Origin of the sequence: Ferrimonas marina (genome assembly GCF_900129905.1) — a bacterium.
GTDB classification, from domain to species: Bacteria; Pseudomonadota; Gammaproteobacteria; order Enterobacterales; family Shewanellaceae; genus Ferrimonas; species Ferrimonas marina.
Genome location: NZ_FQXG01000002.1, coordinates 711,541 through 729,447, shown reverse-complemented (window position 1 = coordinate 729,447; position 17,907 = coordinate 711,541). Strand labels below are relative to the sequence as shown.

Genomic DNA, 17,907 nt, shown 5'->3' with positions numbered 1-17,907 from the left:
CCCAGGATTGGGGCGATTAGCTCAGTTGGGAGAGCACCTGCCTTACAAGCAGGGGGTCACTGGTTCAAGCCCGGTATCGCCCACCATCTTAAGATGCTGCCTTTACGGCAGCTCATGAAAAAGCCACCGCATTGCGGTGGCTTTTTTGTATCTGATTTTAAGCCCGACCAAATCTGGCTTGCTGTAAAGGGGCCGCCAGTGGTTGGGTATCCACGCCGGTAGCCACTATAGTTGGTGTCTTGCAGTGGTTCCTTGCCGCCACGTCAGGCTTGGCACCACTCAAGGCTTAGCACCTTTGCAGTGTTGGGGCGATTAGCTCAGTTGGGAGAGCACCTGCCTTACAAGCAGGGGGTCACTGGTTCAAGCCCGGTATCGCCCACCATCTTATGTTGCTGTCTTTCGGCCAGCGAACACCAAAAAGCCACCGCATTGCGGTGGCTTTGTGTTTAACCCAGGCCGATTCTTGCCCCGTGATGCAAGCCTTGCTCCGGACGGGCTCCGTCGGCTTGGCCAACTCAACCCTAACAGCGGATAGCCTTCCTTTACTGCGCCGGTAACGTCTTTAAAAACCAGGGCTCCAGGGTGTCAGCGATCAGCGGCTGAGCGCTTTGATTGGGGTGAATGCCATCCGCCTGCATCAGCTCGGGGTCGATGGCAATATCGCGCATAAAAAAGGGCACCAGCTGAACCTGGTGGCGGTCGCTCAGCTGCTCAAAAATCCCCTGAAACGCCTCGGTGTAGCGACGACCGTAGTTCGGCGGCAGCAGGATCTCTGACAGCAAAACCTGGCTGCCACTGTCCAGTCCAAGCGCCACAATCTGCTCCAGGTTCTGCTCGGTTAGGGTCAGCGGAAAGCCTCTCAAACCGTCGTTGCCACCCAGTTCTACGAAGATCCAGTCCGGCTGATGTCGCGTAAGCAACCCCGGTAAACGTCGCAAGCCCCCGTCGGTGGTCTCGCCACTGATCGAGGCATTAATCAGACGCAGATCCGGCTGGCGCTGCTGCAACAGATGCACCCACCCTTCCTGCTCTGTCATTCCATAACTTGCGCTGAGGCTATCGCCCAGTATTAGAATAGAGACCGGCTTCGCATTTGCCGACGCCGACACCAAGACAATGACAAAGACAAACCTCAGCAAGGATCGCAACATGACCTCTCTCCAGGACAGTTCAGTAATCACGGTAAACAGCCTGTTTCGCCGTGTAGATACGTTGGACGGAAACCTCACGATCCTCAACGGGGTAAATTTGGATGTCAAGCAGGGGGAGTCGGTGGCGATCATCGGCCCTTCGGGCTCTGGCAAATCCACCTTACTATCCCTGCTGGCCGGATTGGATCGCGCCAGCAGCGGTGAGATCTGGCTCGCCGGCGAGCCGTTGCACCAGCTGGACGAGGAGCAGCGTGCTGCCCTGCGCGGGCGCTCTGTTGGCTTCATCTTTCAGTCGTTTATGTTGGTCGACAGCCTTACGGCGCTGGAGAACGTGATGCTGCCCATCGAACTGGCCGGTGGAGACGATGCCCAGCAACAGGCGCTGGCGCTGCTGCGTCGGGTCGGTCTGGCCAATCGTCAGGACCACTTTCCTAACCAACTCTCTGGCGGGGAGCAGCAGCGCGTCGCCATCGCCCGTGCCTTCGCCAGCCACCCCGACATCCTGTTTGCCGACGAACCCACCGGCAACCTTGATCACGCCAACAGTCAGCGGGTCGAGGAGCTGCTATTTGAGCTGAACCGTGAGCAGGGCACCACCCTGGTGCTGGTCACCCATGACCTGGCTCTGGCCCAACGCTGTCAGCGCCAGATCGAGATGGTCAGCGGTCAGCTGGAGGTGGCATGAAGCATTGGCCTCTAGCATGGCGGTTGTTCCGTCGCGAGCTGTTTGGCGGGCAGCTGAAGCTGATCACCGCCGCCCTGGCCCTGGCGGTGTTAGCGGTGACCAGCCTGGGATTGATCAGTGAGCGGTTAAAGCAGGGGTTACTCAGCGAGGCAACCCAGTTTCTGGCTGCAGACCGGGTGCTGGTCTCCCCACAACCAGTCGACGAGACGCTGTTGCAACAGGCTCGGGATCTGGGCCTGGAAACCGCCCAGACCCTGAGCTTCCAATCGATGCTGTTTACCGATACGGGCCTGCAGCTGGTGTCTGTCCAGGCGGTCAGCGATGGCTACCCCTTACGTGGGCAGATTGACCCCCTGCTGCCCCTACCCGGACTCTTGCCGGCCGCCGGGGCATTGTGGATCGATGGTCGCTTGCACAATCAATTGGCCAACGGTGAACAAGTTGAGCTCGGCAACAGTGAGCTTGAGATCACCGGCGCCTTCGCTCGTCTGCCCGATGGCGGCTTCAATGTCTTTGCCTCCGCCCCGACCGTGCTGATGCGGCTGGACGATGTCGAAGCCACCGGCGTGGTCCAACCCGGCAGTCGTCTGACCTGGCGCTACCAGTTCGCTGGCAGCGCTACGGCGCTCAAGGCCTTCGAGGACCAGCTGCTGCCAACCCTGACCACCAGCCAGCGCTGGCAGGATGTTCGTAACCAGGAAACACCACTGGCCCGGGCTATTCAGCGGGCTGAGCAGTTTATGTTGCTGGCTACCCTGTTCGGTATCGCCCTGGCCTGCGCCGCGGTTGGGGTGGCGGCCCGACGCTATTGCCAGCGTCATTACGACGTGGTGGCGATGCTCAAGACCCTGGGCGCCAGTCATCGCCAGGTCCGGGGGATCTTCGCCCTGCACCTGGGCCTGACCACCCTGCTGGGGATCGCCCTGGGCTTGGCCAGCGGCCTGTTGATGGCCCAAGGGCTTATCTGGGCCCTGCCCGAGACCCTGCGGGATACCCTGGCACCCACCCAGTTGTGGCGCCCGGTCGCCCTGGGCTGCACCACCGGACTGGTGGCGGCCATCGGCTTTACCCTCTACCCCATGCTGCGCTTGATGTCGGTACCGCCACTGCGGGTGCTGCGTCGTGATATCGAACCCGCCCATCTGGGCATGGGGCTTAATGCCGCGCTGTCTATTGTTGCCCTGGCCAGCCTGGCCTGGCTCTACAGCGGCAGCTGGGTAATGACCTGGATCCTGTTGGCTGGGGCCGGCCTGTTGACCCTGCTGCTGGCCGCGGTGGCCTGGGGCATGCTCAGCTGGGGCCGAACCCTGGGCATGCGTACCGGCTCGCCGCTGCAGCTGGCCCTGGCGGGCCTGCGCCGACGCGCCAACGACAACGTGCTGCAACTGGTGGGCTTCTCTGTCGCGCTGATGTTGCTGCTGACGGTACTGGCCCTGCGCCAGGACCTGCTGCAGGACTGGCAGTCCCAGCTGCCCGAGGGCACCCCGGACCACTTCCTGGTTAACATTGCCCCGGACCAGACCGAGGCGATGGACGCCTTTTTAGCCGAGCGCAATGTGGTCGCTACCGATCTTTACCCTGTGGTGCGTGGCCGACTCTCCGCCATCAACGGTGAGACGGTACAGCGCCGGGTAACCAAGGAAGACCCGGAGCCGGAAGGGCCCCGGGGCATCGGCCGCGAGCTGAACCTGACCTATCGCATCGAGCTGCCGCCCAACAACCCCATCGAGGCAGGGCAGTGGTACAGCCCCGATGCCACCGATGAGGTTTCGGTGGAGCTGGAGGTGGCTGAGCGACTGGGAATTGGCCTCGGCGATACCCTCTCCTTCACTGTCGAGGGGCAAACCTTTACCGCCCGGGTCACCAGCCTGCGCAAGGTCAACTGGGAGACCATGCAGCCCAACTTCTTCATGATCTTCCCACCGGAGACCCTGGCCCCCTTTGCCTCGACCTACATCGCCAGTTTCCTTCATCCCGAGGGGCAGCCTGACCTGGTGCCGCAGATGGCGCAGCGCTTCCCTACCGTGTCGGTACTGGACGTGGGCACCATGATTGAGCAGCTGCGTCAGGTGGTTGATCAGGTGGCGGCGGCGCTGGGCTTTGTCTTGCTGGTGGTACTGGCCGCTTCCAGCCTGCTGCTGTTTGCCCAAACCGAGGCGGGGATGGCATCCCGTCGCCAGGAGCTGGCGATCATGCGCACCCTGGGGGCGTCAGGCTCATTGCTGAAACGGGCGGTAAGTTGGGAGTTTGCCCTACTGGGCGCATTGGCCGGCATATTGGCGGTGGCAGTGGCAGAGCTGGTGCTGTTCCTGGTTAAGACCCAGCTTTTCCAGCTGGTGGTGCAACCCCACTGGAACTGGTGGTGGAGTATCCCGCTAGGGGGCGCTCTGCTGATCGGTGTGCTGGGCCGCTGGGCTTGCCGCCGTCTGCTGCACAACCGCTGTGCTGCGCTGCTGGCCAGTGGTTAACGCCACGGCCAACGCATGTCGACAATCAGCGGCTGAACAGGTTGGCCAGCGCCGCCTCCAGTTCCGGGTATTGGAACTGGTAGCCGCTGGCCTCCACCGCCCTGGGCAACACCGCCTGGCCGGTCAGTAACAACTCACTCATTTCCCCCAGGGCGGCTTTCATCGCCCAAGCAGGGGCCGGCAAGATCGCCGGACGACCCAGCGCCTTGCCCAGTGCACTGCTGAAATCCCGGTTGCTCACCGGGTTGGGGGCGGTGCCATTGAAGATCCCCGCGGCAGAGTCGTGCTCAAGCAGATGCAGCATCAGGCCAATCAGGTCATCCCGGTGGATCCAGGACATCATCTGCGCGCCGTTGCCGATGGGGCCACCCAGCCCCAGTCGAAACGGTGGCAACATCTTTTTCAGCGCGCCACCCTCTGGGTGCAGCACCAGGCCGATGCGGATGATGCACAGCCGAGTATGCTGCTCGACCCGCTTGGCAAAGGTTTCCCAGTGCTCACACACCTGGGCGGCAAAATCCAACGGCAGCAGGGTGGTGCTCTCATCCACCGGGGTGGCATCCCGCGGCCCATAGATGCCGATGGCGGAGGCGTTGAGCCACACCTTGGGCGGCTCGGTGCTGTTTTCCAGCAGCGCTGCCAGCTTCTTGGTGATCTCCCAACGGCTGTCGCAGATCGCCCGCTTCTTACTGGCGGTCCAGCGACCGGAGGCGATGGGCTCTCCCGCCAGGTTAATCACCGCGTCGTACTCGTTCAGATCCGTCAGGGTGGCCAGGGCACGCAGGTAGCGATGCTGGTCACCCAGCTGCTGCTGGGCGCGCTGAGGGTCCCGGCTGAGGATAGTCAGGCGGTGGCCGCTCAGTCGCGCAACCAGGGTGCTGCCGATAAAGCCGGTGGCTCCGGTGATGAGGATCTGCATGACGCACTCCTTATTCGGGTTTGTGCCAGCTCAGGCTCAGTGACACCGAGTCGGCAAAGCGCAGGGCGTGGGGCTTGTCGATCTCCACCGTGGCCATCTCCACCCAGTGGTGCTCGGTGCAGAGACTCAGGACATCGTGGGTCAGTTTCTCCAGCAGGCCGAAGCGGTTGTTCTCCACCAACTGGATGATCGCCTTACAGATGGTGCGGTAGTTCAGGGCGTCGTCCATGTTGTCGCTGTTGCTGGCCCGGTCGGCACAATAGTAGATGGTGGCGTTGATCACCACGTCCTGCTTGTTCTTGATTTCGTCCTCGTTGATGCCGATGTAGGTGCGCAACCGCAAATTTTTAATTCGAATAACCGCCTGGTTTTGCTTCATAATGTTTTACTCTTTCCATGGTTTATGGTTATCAAGCTAATGGCTCCATCGCCCTTTGATCAAGCCTCGGTAGCAACTCGCACTGCCGTTTTTCTCGCCTCTGTGATGGTGATCCTGGCCGGCATCAAGGCCGCCAGCACCGTTGTCGTGCCTTTTCTGCTGGCGATGTTCATCGCCATCATCTGCAGCCCGCTGGTGAAACTGCTGACCCGGGTCAAGATCCCCCGCGTCCTGGCCATCCTGCTGGTGATGGTCGTGGTCGTGCTGCTCAGCGTCTGGATGGGCGCGCTGGTGGGCAGCTCCGTGGTGGATTTCCGCTCCCAGCTGCCCGAGTACCGGGCCCAGCTCACCGGCCAGCTTCACCCCCTGGTCATGTTCCTGGAGCAGTTCAACATCCATCTCTCCACTGAGCAGGTGCGAGAGCAATTTGACCCCGGTCGTATCATGAGCCTGGCCACCGATATCCTCACCAGTTTAGGCGGGTTGATGGCCAATACCCTGCTGATTGTCCTGGCAGTGGTGTTTATGTTGTTGGAGAGCAACGGGATCAATCGAAAGTTGCACTATGCCCTGGATGACCCCGAGATGCGCCTGCAGCAGATCGATCGCTTCCTTGAGTCGGTCAATCGCTACCTGGCGATAAAGACCCTGGTCAGCCTGGCCACCGGGGTGTTCTGCGGCCTGGGCCTCTACCTCATTGGGGTGGACTACTACCTGCTCTGGGGCTTGGTGGCCTTCCTGCTTAACTACATCCCCAACATCGGCTCCATCATTGCCGCGGTGCCGGCGGTGATCCTGGCCTTCCTGCAGTTCGGCTTTGGCTCTGCAGCGGCGGCGGCCGCCATCTATGTGGCCGCCAACATGATCATGGGTAACCTGGTGGAACCCCGGCTGATGGGGCGCACCCTGGGTCTGTCGACCCTGGTGGTGTTCCTCTCCTTGATCTTCTGGGGCTGGTTGCTGGGCTCGGTGGGGATGCTGCTGTCGGTGCCCTTGACCATGATCGTCAAGATTGGCCTGGAGTCGTCCAACTCCGGTCGCTGGTTTGCCGTGCTGCTGGAGGGGGAGCCCCAGCCGGTGGTGCCCCGTGGCGACACCTCTGAAGCCAGCTCGGAGACCTCCGCGTGAACCTGCTTGAACATCTGCCCAGCGCCCTGCCGGAGGCAGGTTGTGGTCGCTTGCTCCATGGCCGGGGTTACTGCTTCCCGGGGCTGGAGGGGATCACCCTGGACTGGTTTCCCCCAAGCCTGCTGTTCACCCACTTTGTCCCGCTCGAGTCGCAGCAGCGCAGTGCGCTGATCAGTCAGCTGCAACACTGGTGGCAGGGGGTGTCCGATGCCCCTTTCAGCCTGGTCTGGCAAGACCGCCATACCTCACCGGCGCAAACCGATGTAGTAGGCCAGGCCCCGCCGCAGTCCCACTGGGTGGAGGAGGGCGGGCTGGCCTTTGAGGTCGACCTGGCCCGGGGTCAGAACCATGGCCTGTTCCTGGACATGGCCGAGGGCCGGGCCTGGGTGCGTCAGCATGCCCAGGGGCGGCGGGTCCTGAATCTGTTCGCTTACACCTGTGCGTTTTCGGTGTTTGCCATGGCCGGGGGGGCGAAGGAGGTGGTCAACCTGGACATGAGCAAGCCGGCACTGGGGCAGGGCAAGCGTAACCATCTGCGCAACGGCTTTGACCACGGCGTCCGCTACCTTGGCCACGACCTGTTCAAGAGCTTCGGTAAGCTCAACAAACTGGGCCCCTATGATCTGGTGGTGGTGGATCCGCCGAGCTTTCAAAAGGGCAGCTTCGTGGCCACCAAGGACTATGCCCGCCTGTTGCGTCGCCTGCCCGAGCTGGTCGCCCCCCAGGGTGATGTGCTGCTCTGCCTTAATGCCCCGGAGCTGTCCCGGGCCTTTCTCAAGCAGCAGGTGGCGGAGGTGGCGCCGTCGCTGCAATACCAGCAACAACTGGCCAACCCGGCCAGCTTTCCCGATGTGGATCCAGACCGGGCCCTCAAGGTGCTGCATTATCGCCAGCCCTAGGGTCGATGCCCTGCCGATGATGACCGCCCACCCGGGTCGCCCGGGTGGGCTTTTTTGTGCCCGCAGTGGCCTACAGCCCATTCAGGGCGGTACCGGCCAGGGGATTTTCTACGTGCTATTACCAACATTCCATGTCAAAGCTGACCAGTGATCAGCCGGTTATGTAATTTCTGCTGTAAATAAACTACAAATTCAATAAAAACAACAGCTTAGTAGCAACATTTTGCGCTTGCTGCTATCATTCGCCTGTGGTTTGAGAAGCGTGATCTACGGCAGAGGACACCGAAATGGAAGTACAAGAGTATCAGGACGCCTACTACCAGCTGCAGGACGAAGTGGCCGAAGAGCTGCCGACCGATCTGGATGAAGAGTCCTTCCTCGATTAATCGAAGAAGTACAGAAGAAACAGCGGCCTATGGCCGCTGTTTCTGTTTTCTCAGCGGCTGAAATGGTTGCGACCATGGCCAGCATTGACGCAGACTGTGGGTCCTGAATGTGGCGGTGGAGTAACCGGATGAAGTGGCGTTGGTGGGCAGTTCTGGGGTGGGTGACGGCAGTCGGCCTGGCGGCCGAAGAGCTCGAACCTGAGGCGGCAACGGGCTTTGAGGCCCGGGGGCAGGCCCAGGGGGCTGAGTACATGGCAGCCACCGCCAATCCCCTGGCGACCCGGGCTGCAGCGGAGATCCTGGCCAAGGGCGGTTCCGCGGTGGACGCCGCCATTGCTGCCCAGATGGTACTGACCCTGACCGAGCCGCAATCCTCCGGCATCGGTGGTGGACTCTTTATGCTGCTGTGGGACGCCAAGGCCGAGCAGGTATTGAGCCTGGATGGCCGTGAGGTGGCTCCGGCCAAGGCCAGTCCCGAGCTGTTTCTCGATGAAAAGGGCCAGCCATTGAGCTGGGTCGAGTCGGTGGTGGGGGGCCGGGCCGTAGGTGTACCTGGTGCCGTTGCTGCCCTCTATGAAGCGCACCTGGGCTACGGCAAGCTGCCCTGGTCCAGCCTGTTTGACGAGGCCATCACCTTGGCCGAGCAGGGCTTTGAGGTGTCCCCCCGTTTGGCTGGCCTGCTGGCCCGGGAGTTCAACCCCGGGCTGAAGCGTCCCGGGGTTGCCCATGATTACTTCGCGCCCAACGGCCAGTGGCTGCGGGCCGGCGATACCCTGACCAACTCTGCTTTGGCGCTGTCCCTCAAGCGGATCGCCGCCCAGGGGCCCAAGGGGTTCTACCAGGGCGAGCTGGCGCAGCAGATGGTGACCGCGGTGCAGCAGGATCCGGATCGCCCGGGCTTGCTAACCCTGGAGGACCTGGCCAGCTATCGCCCCCAGTGGCGTCAGCCGCTGTGCAGCGCCTATCGACGCCACCAGGTGTGCGGCATGGCACCGCCGAGCTCCGGTGGCGTTGCCATCGCCCAGATCCTGACTTTGCTGGAGCCCCACGATCTGAGCGGCATCTCCCCCACCAGTGCCGATTTCACCCACCTGTTCAGTCAGGCCTCACGTATCGCCTATGCCGATCGCAATCGCTACGCCGCCGATCCAGACTTTATCCCGGTGCCGGTGCGCCAGATGCTGGACCGCGACTACCTCAAGGGCCGCGGTAGTGCACTGACGGCGGCCAGGGACGGTGGCACCGCCCTGCCGGGCCAGTTCCAGCAGCAGCGCGCCCCGGACAGCACCGAAGAGCTGAGCTCCACCACACACCTGGTGATGGCAGACAAGGCGGGCAACGTGGTCAGTTTGACCAGCAGCATCGAGATGGGCTTTGGCTCCACGGTGATGGTGGGAGGCTTCCTGCTCAACAACCAGCTGACCGACTTTGCCCGGGACCCAGGGCCGGCCAACGCGCCGCTGGCCAACCGGGTTGAAGCGGGTAAGCGTCCCCGATCCTCCATGTCGCCCACCCTGGTGCTTAACCCCGCCGGTGAGCCCTGGCTCGCCATCGGCTCCCCCGGCGGCAGCCGCATCATCGGCTACGTCAGCCAGGCGCTGGTGGCGTTAATGGACTTCCAGCTCTCCCCCGCTGAGGCGCTGGCACTGCCCCGGATCAGCCACCGTAACGATTACCTGATGCTGGAATCGGAGCGCACCGATCCGGCCTTGCCAAAGGCGATGGAGGCGATGGGGTACGAGGTCAGGCAGGGCGCCCTCAATAGCGGTATCCAGCTGTTGATGCGGACCGAGCAGGGTTGGGTCGGCGCGGCGGATCCGCGCCGAGAGGGGACTGCGGCGGGGGGCTAGCCGCCGCTGTTGAAGGGGTCGTCGAAGAACTCGCTGATCAGCCAGCGGTTGTCGATCCGTTCCAGTTTGACCCGCCGATCCTCCACCAGGTACTGGTCGCCCCGGTAGCCGGCCAGCTGAACCAGTACCTCCACTCCGTCGCTGTTGCGGCGGAAGAAATCGATGTTGATCTCGGTGATGTCCAGGCTCACCTCGGTCATGCGCAGGCCAAACAGGTTGCGCTGGATCTGGCTGGGCAGTCGATAGTGGGCCATCAGTTCCGCCAGATGCGGGGCCACCAGGCTCTGGGCCGTGGCCACGTCCTCGTCTACGTACAGCGCCTGGAAGAAGCGCATGGCGGTGCGCTCCGGTCGTTGCTGTTGAGGGCTGGGGCCGCAGGCCATCAGCGACAGCAGCAGTGGCAGCAATAGCCAGTGTCTCATTGTCTCTCCTTGTTTTTTCCCCAGTATGCCTCGGCCCTATGGCAGATCAAGCCAAGCCGAATTGATCGCTGTCAAAGTGTTGCCCGGCTCTGTTAGGTTAAATAAATGTAACGAAATGAACCTGGGGAATAGGCGATGGCGCTGCCGATGTTGCGAACCTTACTGGGCAGTTGCCGAGATCTGGCCCCCATCGTGCTGGTGGTGGCATTTTTCCAGCTGTTGGTATTGGAGCAGCCGCTGCCCGGCATTGTCACCATCCTGGTGGGCCTGCTGCTGGTGGTGCTGGGCCTGACGCTGTTCATCTATGGCCTGGAGCTGGCGCTGTTCCCTCTTGGTGAGACCCTGGCGAGGGCCTTTGCCCGTCGCGGCTCGCTGTTCTGGCTGCTGCTGTTTGCCTTTCTGCTGGGCTTTGGCACAACGGTGGCGGAGCCGGCCCTGATCGCGGTGACAGAGGAGGCCGCCGAGGTGGCGGCGATGGCCGGTCAGATCGCCACCGAGGCTGCCGCCCAGCAGGCCTACGCTGACCAACTGCGATTGACCGTCGCCCTGGCGGTGGGGGCCTCTATTGTATTGGGGGTGTTGCGGATCCTGTTGGGCTGGTCATTGCCGGCGATGATCATCGTCGGCTACCTGCTGGTGATGCTGCTGACCCTGTTCGCCCCCCAGACCATCATCGGCATCGCCTATGACTCCGGCGGGGTCACCACCTCCACCATCACCGTACCCCTGGTGACCGCCCTCGGGGTGGGGCTGGCCAGCAGCATCGAGGGGCGCAACCCCATGCTCGATGGCTTTGGCCTGATCGCCTTCGCCTCCCTGCTGCCGATCATCTTCGTGCTGCTGTTCGGGATCCTGCAAGCATGGAGTTGATGCTGGAGCTGTGGCGCACCCTGCTGGATACCCTGGCCGATGTGGCCCCCATCGTGTTGGTGCTGTTTGGCTTCCAGTACGGGGTACTGCGTCAGCCCCTGCGCCAGTTTCCCCAGATCCTGGTGGGGCTGGCCTGTGTGGTGGTGGGGCTGGCACTGTTCCTGGTGGGGCTGGAGCAGGCACTGTTTCCGCTGGGGGAGCTGATGGCCAGCCAGCTGACTGCCCCGGACTTTATCCAGGGCCAGGACTGGTGGGATTACTACTGGGTCTACCTGTTTGCCTTTGCCATCGGCTTCGCCACCACCATCGCCGAGCCTTCGCTCATCGCCGTGGCGATTAAGGCCGAGGAGATCAGCGGCGGCACCATCCGTGCCCTGGGGCTGAGGCTGGCGGTGGCCCTGGGTGTGGCGGTGGGCATCGCCCTGGGCAGCTACCGCATTGTGGTGGGGGATCCGCTGCAGTGGTACATCCTCAGCGGCTATCTGGTGGTGGTGATCCAGACCCGCTTCGCCCCACCCGCTATCGTGCCCCTGGCCTACGACTCCGGCGGGGTCACCACTTCGACCGTCACCGTCCCCCTGGTGGCGGCCCTCGGGTTGGGGTTGGCCAGTACCATTCCCGGCCGCAGCCCACTGATCGATGGCTTTGGCCTGATCGCCTTTGCCAGCCTGTTTCCCATCATGACCGTGATGGGCTATGCCCAACTCAACCAGTGGCGTCAGCGCCGCTCAACCGGATGAGGTGAACCATGCGCTTCAAACTGATCATCGCCTTTGTGGACGATCAACAGACCCCGGGGATCATCCGCGCCGCCCGAGATGCCGGCGCCACCGGAGTGACCCTGATCAATCACGCCCGGGGGGAGGGGATCACCCCGAAGAAGACCTTCTTTGGCCTGAACCTGGAGCTGCAGCGGGACGTCCTGCTGTTTGTGGTGGAGCAGCACCTGGCAAGAACCATACTGCAGACCCTGGCGGAGGTAGGGGAGTTTGACCACACCCCGGGCACCGGCATTGCGCTGCAGATCGACGTGGAGGATGCGGTGGGGGTCGCTCACCAGATCCAGAGCTTAAGTGAGAAAGTGGAGGACGCACTATGACCGCAAGGACGCAGGTGCAGCAGGTGATGACCCAGCGCTGGCAGGGGATGGATGGTCTGGCGACGGTGCAGGAGGCACTGGATACCCTGGTGGCCAGTGGGGCTGAGGCGATCATCGTCAACAAGCGGGATGACAGCGACGAGTTTGGTTTGGTGCTGCTTTCGGACATCGGCAAACAGGTCGTGGCCCGGGATCGGGCGCCGGAGCGGGTCAATCTGTACGAGATCATGTCCAAGCCGGTGATCTCGGTGGCCCCGACCATGGATGTGCGCTATTGCGCTCGGTTGTTTGAACGCTTTGGCATCAACCAGGCGCCAGTAAGCTGGGATGGCAAGATCCTGGGATTGGTGAGCTACCGGGACTTGGTGCTGAAGAGCGTAACCTGAGGGTGCAGCGAGGGGTTATCCACAGAATCTGTGGACAAGCCTGTTGAAACGCCTTTGGATAATCCTTAACTCTATGAACTTAAACAGATTAAATCAAGAGTTCAGAATTGCGCCAGGGGCGGACGAATGGCCCAGAAAGAGAAAAGCCGGACTGAATCAGTCCGGCTTTTTCATCATTCGGCGTTGGCCTGGATCGCGGTCAGCGCGATGGTGTAGACGATGTCTTCCACCAGGGCGCCGCGGGACAGGTCATTCACCGGCTTGCGCATGCCCTGCAGCATCGGACCGATGGAGATCAGGTCTGCGGAGCGCTGTACTGCCTTGTAGGTGGTGTTACCGGTGTTCAGATCCGGGAACACGAACACCGTGGCCTGGCCGGCAACCGGGCTGTTCGGCGCCTTGGAGGCGGCCACGTTGGGCATCACCGCGGCGTCGTACTGCAGCGGACCGTCGATTACCAGGTCCGGACGCTTCTCCTGGGCCATGCGAGTGGCCTCGCGCACCTTCTCTACGTCGGCACCGGAGCCGGAGCTGCCGGTGGAGTAGGAGATCATCGCCACCTTGGGCTCGATGCCGAAGGCCTTGGCGGAATCGGCGGACTGGATGGCGATCTCTGCCAGCTGCTCGGCGTTCGGATCCGGGTTGATGGCGCAGTCACCGTAGACCAGCACCTGGTCCGGCAGCAGCATGAAGAAGATGGAAGACACCAGGGAGGAACCCGGTGCGGTCTTGATCAGCTGCAGCGGCGGACGGATGGTGTTGGCGGTGGTGTGCACGGCACCGGAGACCAGGCCATCGACCTCGCCTTGCGCCAGCATCATGGTGCCCAGCACCACGGTGTCCTGCAGCTGTTCACGGGCAACCACCTCGGTCAGGCCCTTGTTGCGACGCAGTTCGCACATCGGTGCAACGTAACGCTCGCGAACCGCTTCGGCATCGACGATCTCGATCCCTTCGCCCAGGGTCACACCCTGTTGTTCGGCCACGCGGCGGATCTCCGCCGGGTTACCCAGCAGCACACACTCGGCAATGCCACGCTCGGCACAGATGGCGGCGGCCTTGATGGTACGCGGCTCGTCCCCTTCCGGCAGCACTACGCGCTTGCCAGCCTGGCGGGCCAGCTCGGTCAGCTGGTAACGGAACGCTGGCGGGCTCAGACGACGCTCACGCTTGGAGTTGTCGGTCAGACTCTCGATGAACTTGCGGTCGATGTGGGAGGCCACAAAGTTCTGGGATTCCTCAATCCGACCCATGTCGTCCAGCGGGATCTCATGGTTGAAGTTCTGGATGTTCAGCGCGGTCTGCCAGGTGTTGGTGTCCGCCATGAACACCGGCAGGCCGGTGTCGAAGGCCTGACGGCACAGGGCTTCAACCTGCTCGTCCAGCTCGTAGCCACCGGTCAGCAGCAGGGCGCCCAGCTTCATGCCGTTCATCGCCGCCAGACAGACGGAAACCACCACGTCTTCACGGTCGGCAGAGGTCACCAGCAGGGAGTCGGCCTGCAGGTGGCCGATCATGTTGGGGATGGAGCGAGCACAGAAGCTGACGCGACGCAGGCGACGGGTGTTCATCTCACCGGCGTTAACAATGCGGGCACCCAGGTGCTTGGCCAGATCGGACGCGCGGGGCGACACCAGGCTCAGGTTGTAGGGCACCGCACCGAGGATCGGCACCGGGCTGTTGGCGGACAGGTGGAACATCTCAGACTGGCTGCCACGCACCACGTTGTCGTGATCGAACGCCTCGGACAGGTCCGGGCGGGCACGGCCGGACTCGTCCACCGGGGCACCGATCTTGTTGACGATGGCGCCGAGGATACGCTTGTTACCCTTACCACCGAAGTTGTTGACCGCCACTTCCAGGCGGCTCTGTACCTGGGCAGCGCTGTCGGCACCCGGGTTGATCACCAGCACGATGTCGGCGTCCATCGCCTTAGCGATGCGCCAGTTGAGGGTGTTGGCGAAGGGGTGGCTGGAGGTGGGTACCAGGCCTTCGACCACCAGCACCTCGGTGTCGGCTTCGGTCGGCTTGGCGGCGGCCACGATCTCTTCCAGCAGCACGTCGGTGTCACCGGCAGTGATGCACTGCTCGGCGAAGCTCATCGCCAACGGCTCCGGCGGATTGATGGTGGGGGAGGTACCCAGGATGGTGGTGGAACGCTCCGGACCATGGTCACCGGGACGCTGTTGGGCGATCGGCTTGAAGAAGTTTACTTTGGCGCCTTGGCGCTCCAGGGCACGGACCATGCCCATGCTGACGGAGGTCAGCCCAACCCCGGTACCTACCGGGATCAACATGATAGAACGAGACATACATTCCTCTTATCACGGAAAACGGGCTCCCGAAGGAGCCCGATGGTCACTAGGGTCTTAGATCAGGCCCAGAGCGTCAGAAGCGATAACGAACTCTTCGTTGGTGGGGATCACCATCGCCACCGGGGTGCCGTCTTTGGTGATTACGCCTTCACCGCCGAAGCGCGCCGCCAGGTTCTTCTCATCGTCAACCTGGTAACCGAAGATGGCCAGGTGCTCCAGCACCTTCTTGCGGATCAGATCGGAGTTCTCACCGATACCGCCGGTGAAGACGATGGCATCAACGCGCTTCAGCGGAACGGTGTAGGACGCAACGTACTTGGCCAGACGGTAGCAGAACACTTCCAGTGCCAGGGTACAGCCTTTGTTGCCCTCTTCGAAGCCTTCCTCGATGCCACGGCAGTCGTTGGTCAGCTCGGACAGGCCCAGCAGACCGGACTGCTTGTTCAGCATGTTGTTCACTTCGTCCAGGGTGTAGCCCAGGTTGTCCACCAGGTGGAAGATGATGGCCGGGTCCAGGTCGCCGGAGCGGGTGCCCATTACCAGACCTTCCAGCGGGGTCATGCCCATGGAGGTGTCAACGGACTTGCCGCCGCGTACCGCGGTGACGGAGCCGCCGTTACCCAGGTGACAGGTGATGACGTTGGTGTCGTTCACGTCTTTGCTCAGAGCCTGGGCTGCTTCGCGGGAAACGAACAGGTGGCTGGTGCCGTGCATGCCGTAGCGGCGGATACCGTGCTCACGGTACAGCTTCTGCGGGATGGCGTAGGCGTAAGCATGCTTCGGCATGCTCTGGTGGAAGGCGGTGTCGAACACGGCAACCTGCGGCAGGGCCCCGAAGGAGGCCTGGGCGGCACGGATACCGATCAGCGCAGCCGGGTTGTGCAGCGGGGCCAGGGAGGCGCACTGCTCGATGCCGGCAACCACGGCGTCGTCGATCAGTACGGACTTGGTGTACTTCTCGCCGCCGTGTACTACACGGTGACCGATGGCAACCAACTGCTCTTTCAGTTCCGGCTTGGAGGCCAGGATGGTGTTTACGATGAAGTCCAGGGCTTCACGGTGGGCTGCACCGGCACCCAGTTCGGCTTGTTCCTTGTTGCCATCCATCTTCCATTTGATGCGAGCGTCGACCAGGTTGAAGCACTCAGCCAGACCGGACAGATGCTCGTCACCGCTTTGCGCGTCGATCACGGCAAATTTCAGAGAGGAGCTACCACAATTAAGAACCAGAACAAGTTTGCTCATTATTTCAACACCTAACAGAGTATGTTGGTCACCGGTGACGGACGCGATTTGCAGTCGCCAGCGGCGAGGGAGGATAGAAAACTATCAGTATAGTCGTGGCATGAATGCGCGTTCTCTCACACAAATTCGTTCGCGGCTTCCGTTAGATAGACCGCGATCACCACTAAGGTATGACCATTTTACCCGATTCCGGCGCGGGGGTAATTGTGCTACGGTGTAACAGATGACGGATCTGTGATCCGATTCACTCACCAGAGGTAGTTTTTTCCTATGCAACTGATCGAACGCCTTCACGAAGGGCATCGCTACATGAAAGCGTGGCCGCTGCACCCGGTGCTGGCGGGTCGCTTCCCGGAGGAGCGCGTCATTCGGGCAACCCGATTTGGCCTGCGCTGGCTGCCGGTGGTGGCGATGCTGGGCTTGGCGTTCCAGATCAGTGCCATGGGCAGCGAGATCCTGCCAGTGGCGCTGGCCCAGGCGATGTTGATCATCAGCATCCCGCTGCAGGGTCTATACTGGTTAGGGTGGCGGTCGGTACAACCCCTGCCGCTACCGGTCCTCAACTGGTGTAAGGAGGTCAGAGCACGGTTGGTGGAAGCCGGCTGTGAGGTGGCACCATTAATGCCACAGTCCCAATATCGACACATGGCGTGTCTGTTAGAACGAGCGTTCCGACGCCTCGACGACGCCTTTTGGTGTGACCACTGAGGCCGCCGTGTCGTGACCAGGCGCCGCCCTTTGAGGCGGCGTTCATTTTTTCTGCCCCTTTATCCCCTTGTGTAAACACCTCGCCAACCCGGTCAGGCCTTTGCCCCAGCGGGTATTCCCTGCTCAGTTAACCAGACACCCGGATGACGGGTCGTGTCCGCTGGTTGCTCTCATCCTGGGCTGAGCCGTGCTGGCTCGGCGCTGGCCCCATTGCGCCAATGAAGTCGCAGCAGGTTCAAGCCGGCGGGGTCGAGCCAGGGGCAGGGGTACCATCCGGGAGGAGAGTCGAGCTTACTCGGTGGGGTGTTAGTCCTTGTCCTGCATGTAGCGACGCTCATCCCAGGTGGCCAGCCAGTCCGGTTTGTAGACCACCAGCATGGTGGTGGGGAAGCCGTTGAGCATCGCCTCGGGAAACATGAACAGCGGGATCAGCACCACGTAGTTGTCCATCACCAGGGACCAGTCGTAGCTGCCCTGGTAGTAGAGGGCCAGGCCCAGGGTACGGATCACGAAGGTGAGGGCGCCATTGAGGAAGGCACCGACGAAGACATAGACCCACAGGTTTTTCGGCAGCAGGTTGTGGCACAGCGACAGCCACAGGTAACTGAAGCCCACCGGCAGGGCGATGCCCAGCCAGAATAGGGCGCCGGCGTGCTGCCACAGGTCCACCCCCGCCAGCAACAGGCCGGTCTGGGCGGCGGACAGCACCAGCAAGGCGGTGCGCCAGCCAAACATCAGGGTGACCAGGGTGATCGCCAGAAAGTGCAGATCCAGCCCTTCGTAGATCCCGGCGCGGATACGCCACAGGCAGAGGGTAGCGACCGCCACCAGCATGGTGAGATGGAAGTAACGGGAGGTGCGCCAGTTGTGCCACAGGGCACTGTCCCTGCCGGCCCAGCCCAGCAGCAGCGCAAACAGCACCACCGCAATCAGATTCAGTTCCGTCCCCATACCGCACTCCATCGCTACCACTCAAGGCTGAGTGTAAGTCAGCAAG

Annotated in this window: 17 protein-coding genes and 2 tRNA genes; 12 read left to right on the top strand and 7 right to left on the bottom strand. The window is 62.2% G+C overall.

What is annotated here, in order from left to right:
• Positions 1 to 10 precede the first annotated feature (10 nt).
• A tRNA-Val gene (locus BUC04_RS06930) sits at positions 11 to 86 on the top strand.
• Between the two features lie 220 nt (positions 87 to 306).
• Positions 307 to 382 (top strand) — tRNA-Val (locus BUC04_RS06925).
• A gap of 160 nt (positions 383 to 542) precedes the next feature.
• Here BUC04_RS06925 and BUC04_RS06920 read toward each other — a convergent pair.
• Positions 543 to 1,151: an arylesterase gene (locus BUC04_RS06920; protein WP_067664396.1), complete on the bottom strand. Its 609-nt coding sequence runs from the start codon at positions 1,149 to 1,151 to the stop codon at positions 543 to 545.
• On the opposite strand from BUC04_RS06920, the gene BUC04_RS06915 reads away from it, so the two are divergent.
• Positions 1,150 to 1,836, top strand: a complete 687-nt coding sequence (locus BUC04_RS06915) for an ABC transporter ATP-binding protein (RefSeq protein ID WP_067664394.1) — start codon at positions 1,150 to 1,152, stop codon at positions 1,834 to 1,836. The two genes, BUC04_RS06920 and BUC04_RS06915, sit on opposite strands and share 2 nt — an antisense overlap.
• Entirely contained in the window at positions 1,833 to 4,304 is a 2,472-nt protein-coding gene (locus BUC04_RS06910) for an ABC transporter permease (protein ID WP_067664392.1), read from the top strand. Before BUC04_RS06915 ends, BUC04_RS06910 begins: the two co-directional genes overlap by 4 nt.
• Before the next feature lie 25 nt (positions 4,305 to 4,329).
• Here the strand turns inward: BUC04_RS06910 and BUC04_RS06905 are convergent, their stop codons facing one another.
• On the bottom strand, positions 4,330 to 5,223 hold the full coding sequence (locus tag BUC04_RS06905) for a TIGR01777 family oxidoreductase (RefSeq protein ID WP_067664391.1): 894 nt from the start codon (positions 5,221 to 5,223) through the stop codon (positions 4,330 to 4,332).
• A gap of 10 nt (positions 5,224 to 5,233) precedes the next feature.
• Complete coding sequence (gene folX / locus BUC04_RS06900; RefSeq protein WP_067664389.1) at positions 5,234 to 5,602, bottom strand: dihydroneopterin triphosphate 2'-epimerase; 369 nt, start codon at positions 5,600 to 5,602, stop codon at positions 5,234 to 5,236.
• A 39-nt stretch (positions 5,603 to 5,641) separates the two neighbouring features.
• On the opposite strand from folX, the gene BUC04_RS06895 reads away from it, so the two are divergent.
• The 3 genes from BUC04_RS06895 to ggt all read left to right on the top strand — a co-directional run bounded on the left by BUC04_RS06895 (position 5,642) and on the right by ggt (position 9,865).
• Positions 5,642 to 6,730 (top strand): AI-2E family transporter, encoded by a 1,089-nt coding sequence (locus tag BUC04_RS06895; RefSeq protein WP_067664387.1) that lies wholly within the window; start codon positions 5,642 to 5,644, stop codon positions 6,728 to 6,730.
• Complete coding sequence (locus BUC04_RS06890; protein ID WP_067664385.1) at positions 6,727 to 7,629, top strand: class I SAM-dependent methyltransferase; 903 nt, start codon at positions 6,727 to 6,729, stop codon at positions 7,627 to 7,629. The genes BUC04_RS06895 and BUC04_RS06890 overlap by 4 nt, the downstream gene beginning before the upstream one ends.
• Positions 7,630 to 8,143: 514 nt before the next feature.
• The gene (gene ggt, locus BUC04_RS06885; RefSeq protein WP_067664383.1) at positions 8,144 to 9,865 is read left to right on the top strand and encodes a gamma-glutamyltransferase; all 1,722 of its coding nucleotides are present in this window, start codon (positions 8,144 to 8,146) and stop codon (positions 9,863 to 9,865) included.
• On the opposite strand, the gene BUC04_RS06880 is transcribed toward ggt, so the two are convergent.
• Complete coding sequence (locus tag BUC04_RS06880; RefSeq protein ID WP_073325665.1) at positions 9,862 to 10,287, bottom strand: hypothetical protein; 426 nt, start codon at positions 10,285 to 10,287, stop codon at positions 9,862 to 9,864. The two genes, ggt and BUC04_RS06880, sit on opposite strands and share 4 nt — an antisense overlap.
• A 147-nt stretch (positions 10,288 to 10,434) precedes the next feature.
• On the opposite strand from BUC04_RS06880, the gene BUC04_RS06875 reads away from it, so the two are divergent.
• From BUC04_RS06875 to BUC04_RS06860, 4 genes are read left to right on the top strand one after another with little or no spacing between them, the layout of a single operon-like run.
• Positions 10,435 to 11,157, top strand: coding sequence for a DUF1538 domain-containing protein (locus BUC04_RS06875; RefSeq protein ID WP_234977363.1), 723 nt, complete (start codon positions 10,435 to 10,437; stop codon positions 11,155 to 11,157).
• Entirely contained in the window at positions 11,148 to 11,897 is a 750-nt protein-coding gene (locus BUC04_RS06870) for a DUF1538 domain-containing protein (protein WP_143165563.1), read from the top strand. The genes BUC04_RS06875 and BUC04_RS06870 overlap by 10 nt, the downstream gene beginning before the upstream one ends.
• 8 nt (positions 11,898 to 11,905) lie before the next feature.
• On the top strand, positions 11,906 to 12,256 hold the full coding sequence (locus tag BUC04_RS06865; RefSeq protein WP_067664374.1) for a P-II family nitrogen regulator: 351 nt from the start codon (positions 11,906 to 11,908) through the stop codon (positions 12,254 to 12,256).
• Positions 12,253 to 12,642, top strand: coding sequence for a CBS domain-containing protein (locus BUC04_RS06860; protein ID WP_067664372.1), 390 nt, complete (start codon positions 12,253 to 12,255; stop codon positions 12,640 to 12,642). Before BUC04_RS06865 ends, BUC04_RS06860 begins: the two co-directional genes overlap by 4 nt.
• A 173-nt stretch (positions 12,643 to 12,815) precedes the next feature.
• Here BUC04_RS06860 and pta read toward each other — a convergent pair whose 3' ends face one another.
• Positions 12,816 to 14,954, bottom strand: a complete 2,139-nt coding sequence (pta, locus tag BUC04_RS06855) for a phosphate acetyltransferase (RefSeq protein WP_067664371.1) — start codon at positions 14,952 to 14,954, stop codon at positions 12,816 to 12,818.
• A gap of 57 nt (positions 14,955 to 15,011) precedes the next feature.
• Entirely contained in the window at positions 15,012 to 16,205 is a 1,194-nt protein-coding gene (locus BUC04_RS06850; protein WP_067664369.1) for an acetate kinase, read from the bottom strand.
• A gap of 267 nt (positions 16,206 to 16,472) precedes the next feature.
• On the opposite strand from BUC04_RS06850, the gene yfbV reads away from it, so the two are divergent.
• Positions 16,473 to 16,910: a terminus macrodomain insulation protein YfbV gene (gene yfbV, locus BUC04_RS06845; protein ID WP_067664367.1), complete on the top strand. Its 438-nt coding sequence runs from the start codon at positions 16,473 to 16,475 to the stop codon at positions 16,908 to 16,910.
• 306 nt (positions 16,911 to 17,216) lie between these two features.
• Here the strand turns inward: yfbV and BUC04_RS06840 are convergent, their stop codons facing one another.
• Positions 17,217 to 17,861 (bottom strand): energy-coupling factor ABC transporter permease, encoded by a 645-nt coding sequence (locus BUC04_RS06840; protein ID WP_067664365.1) that lies wholly within the window; start codon positions 17,859 to 17,861, stop codon positions 17,217 to 17,219.
• Positions 17,862 to 17,907: the final 46 nt, after the last annotated feature.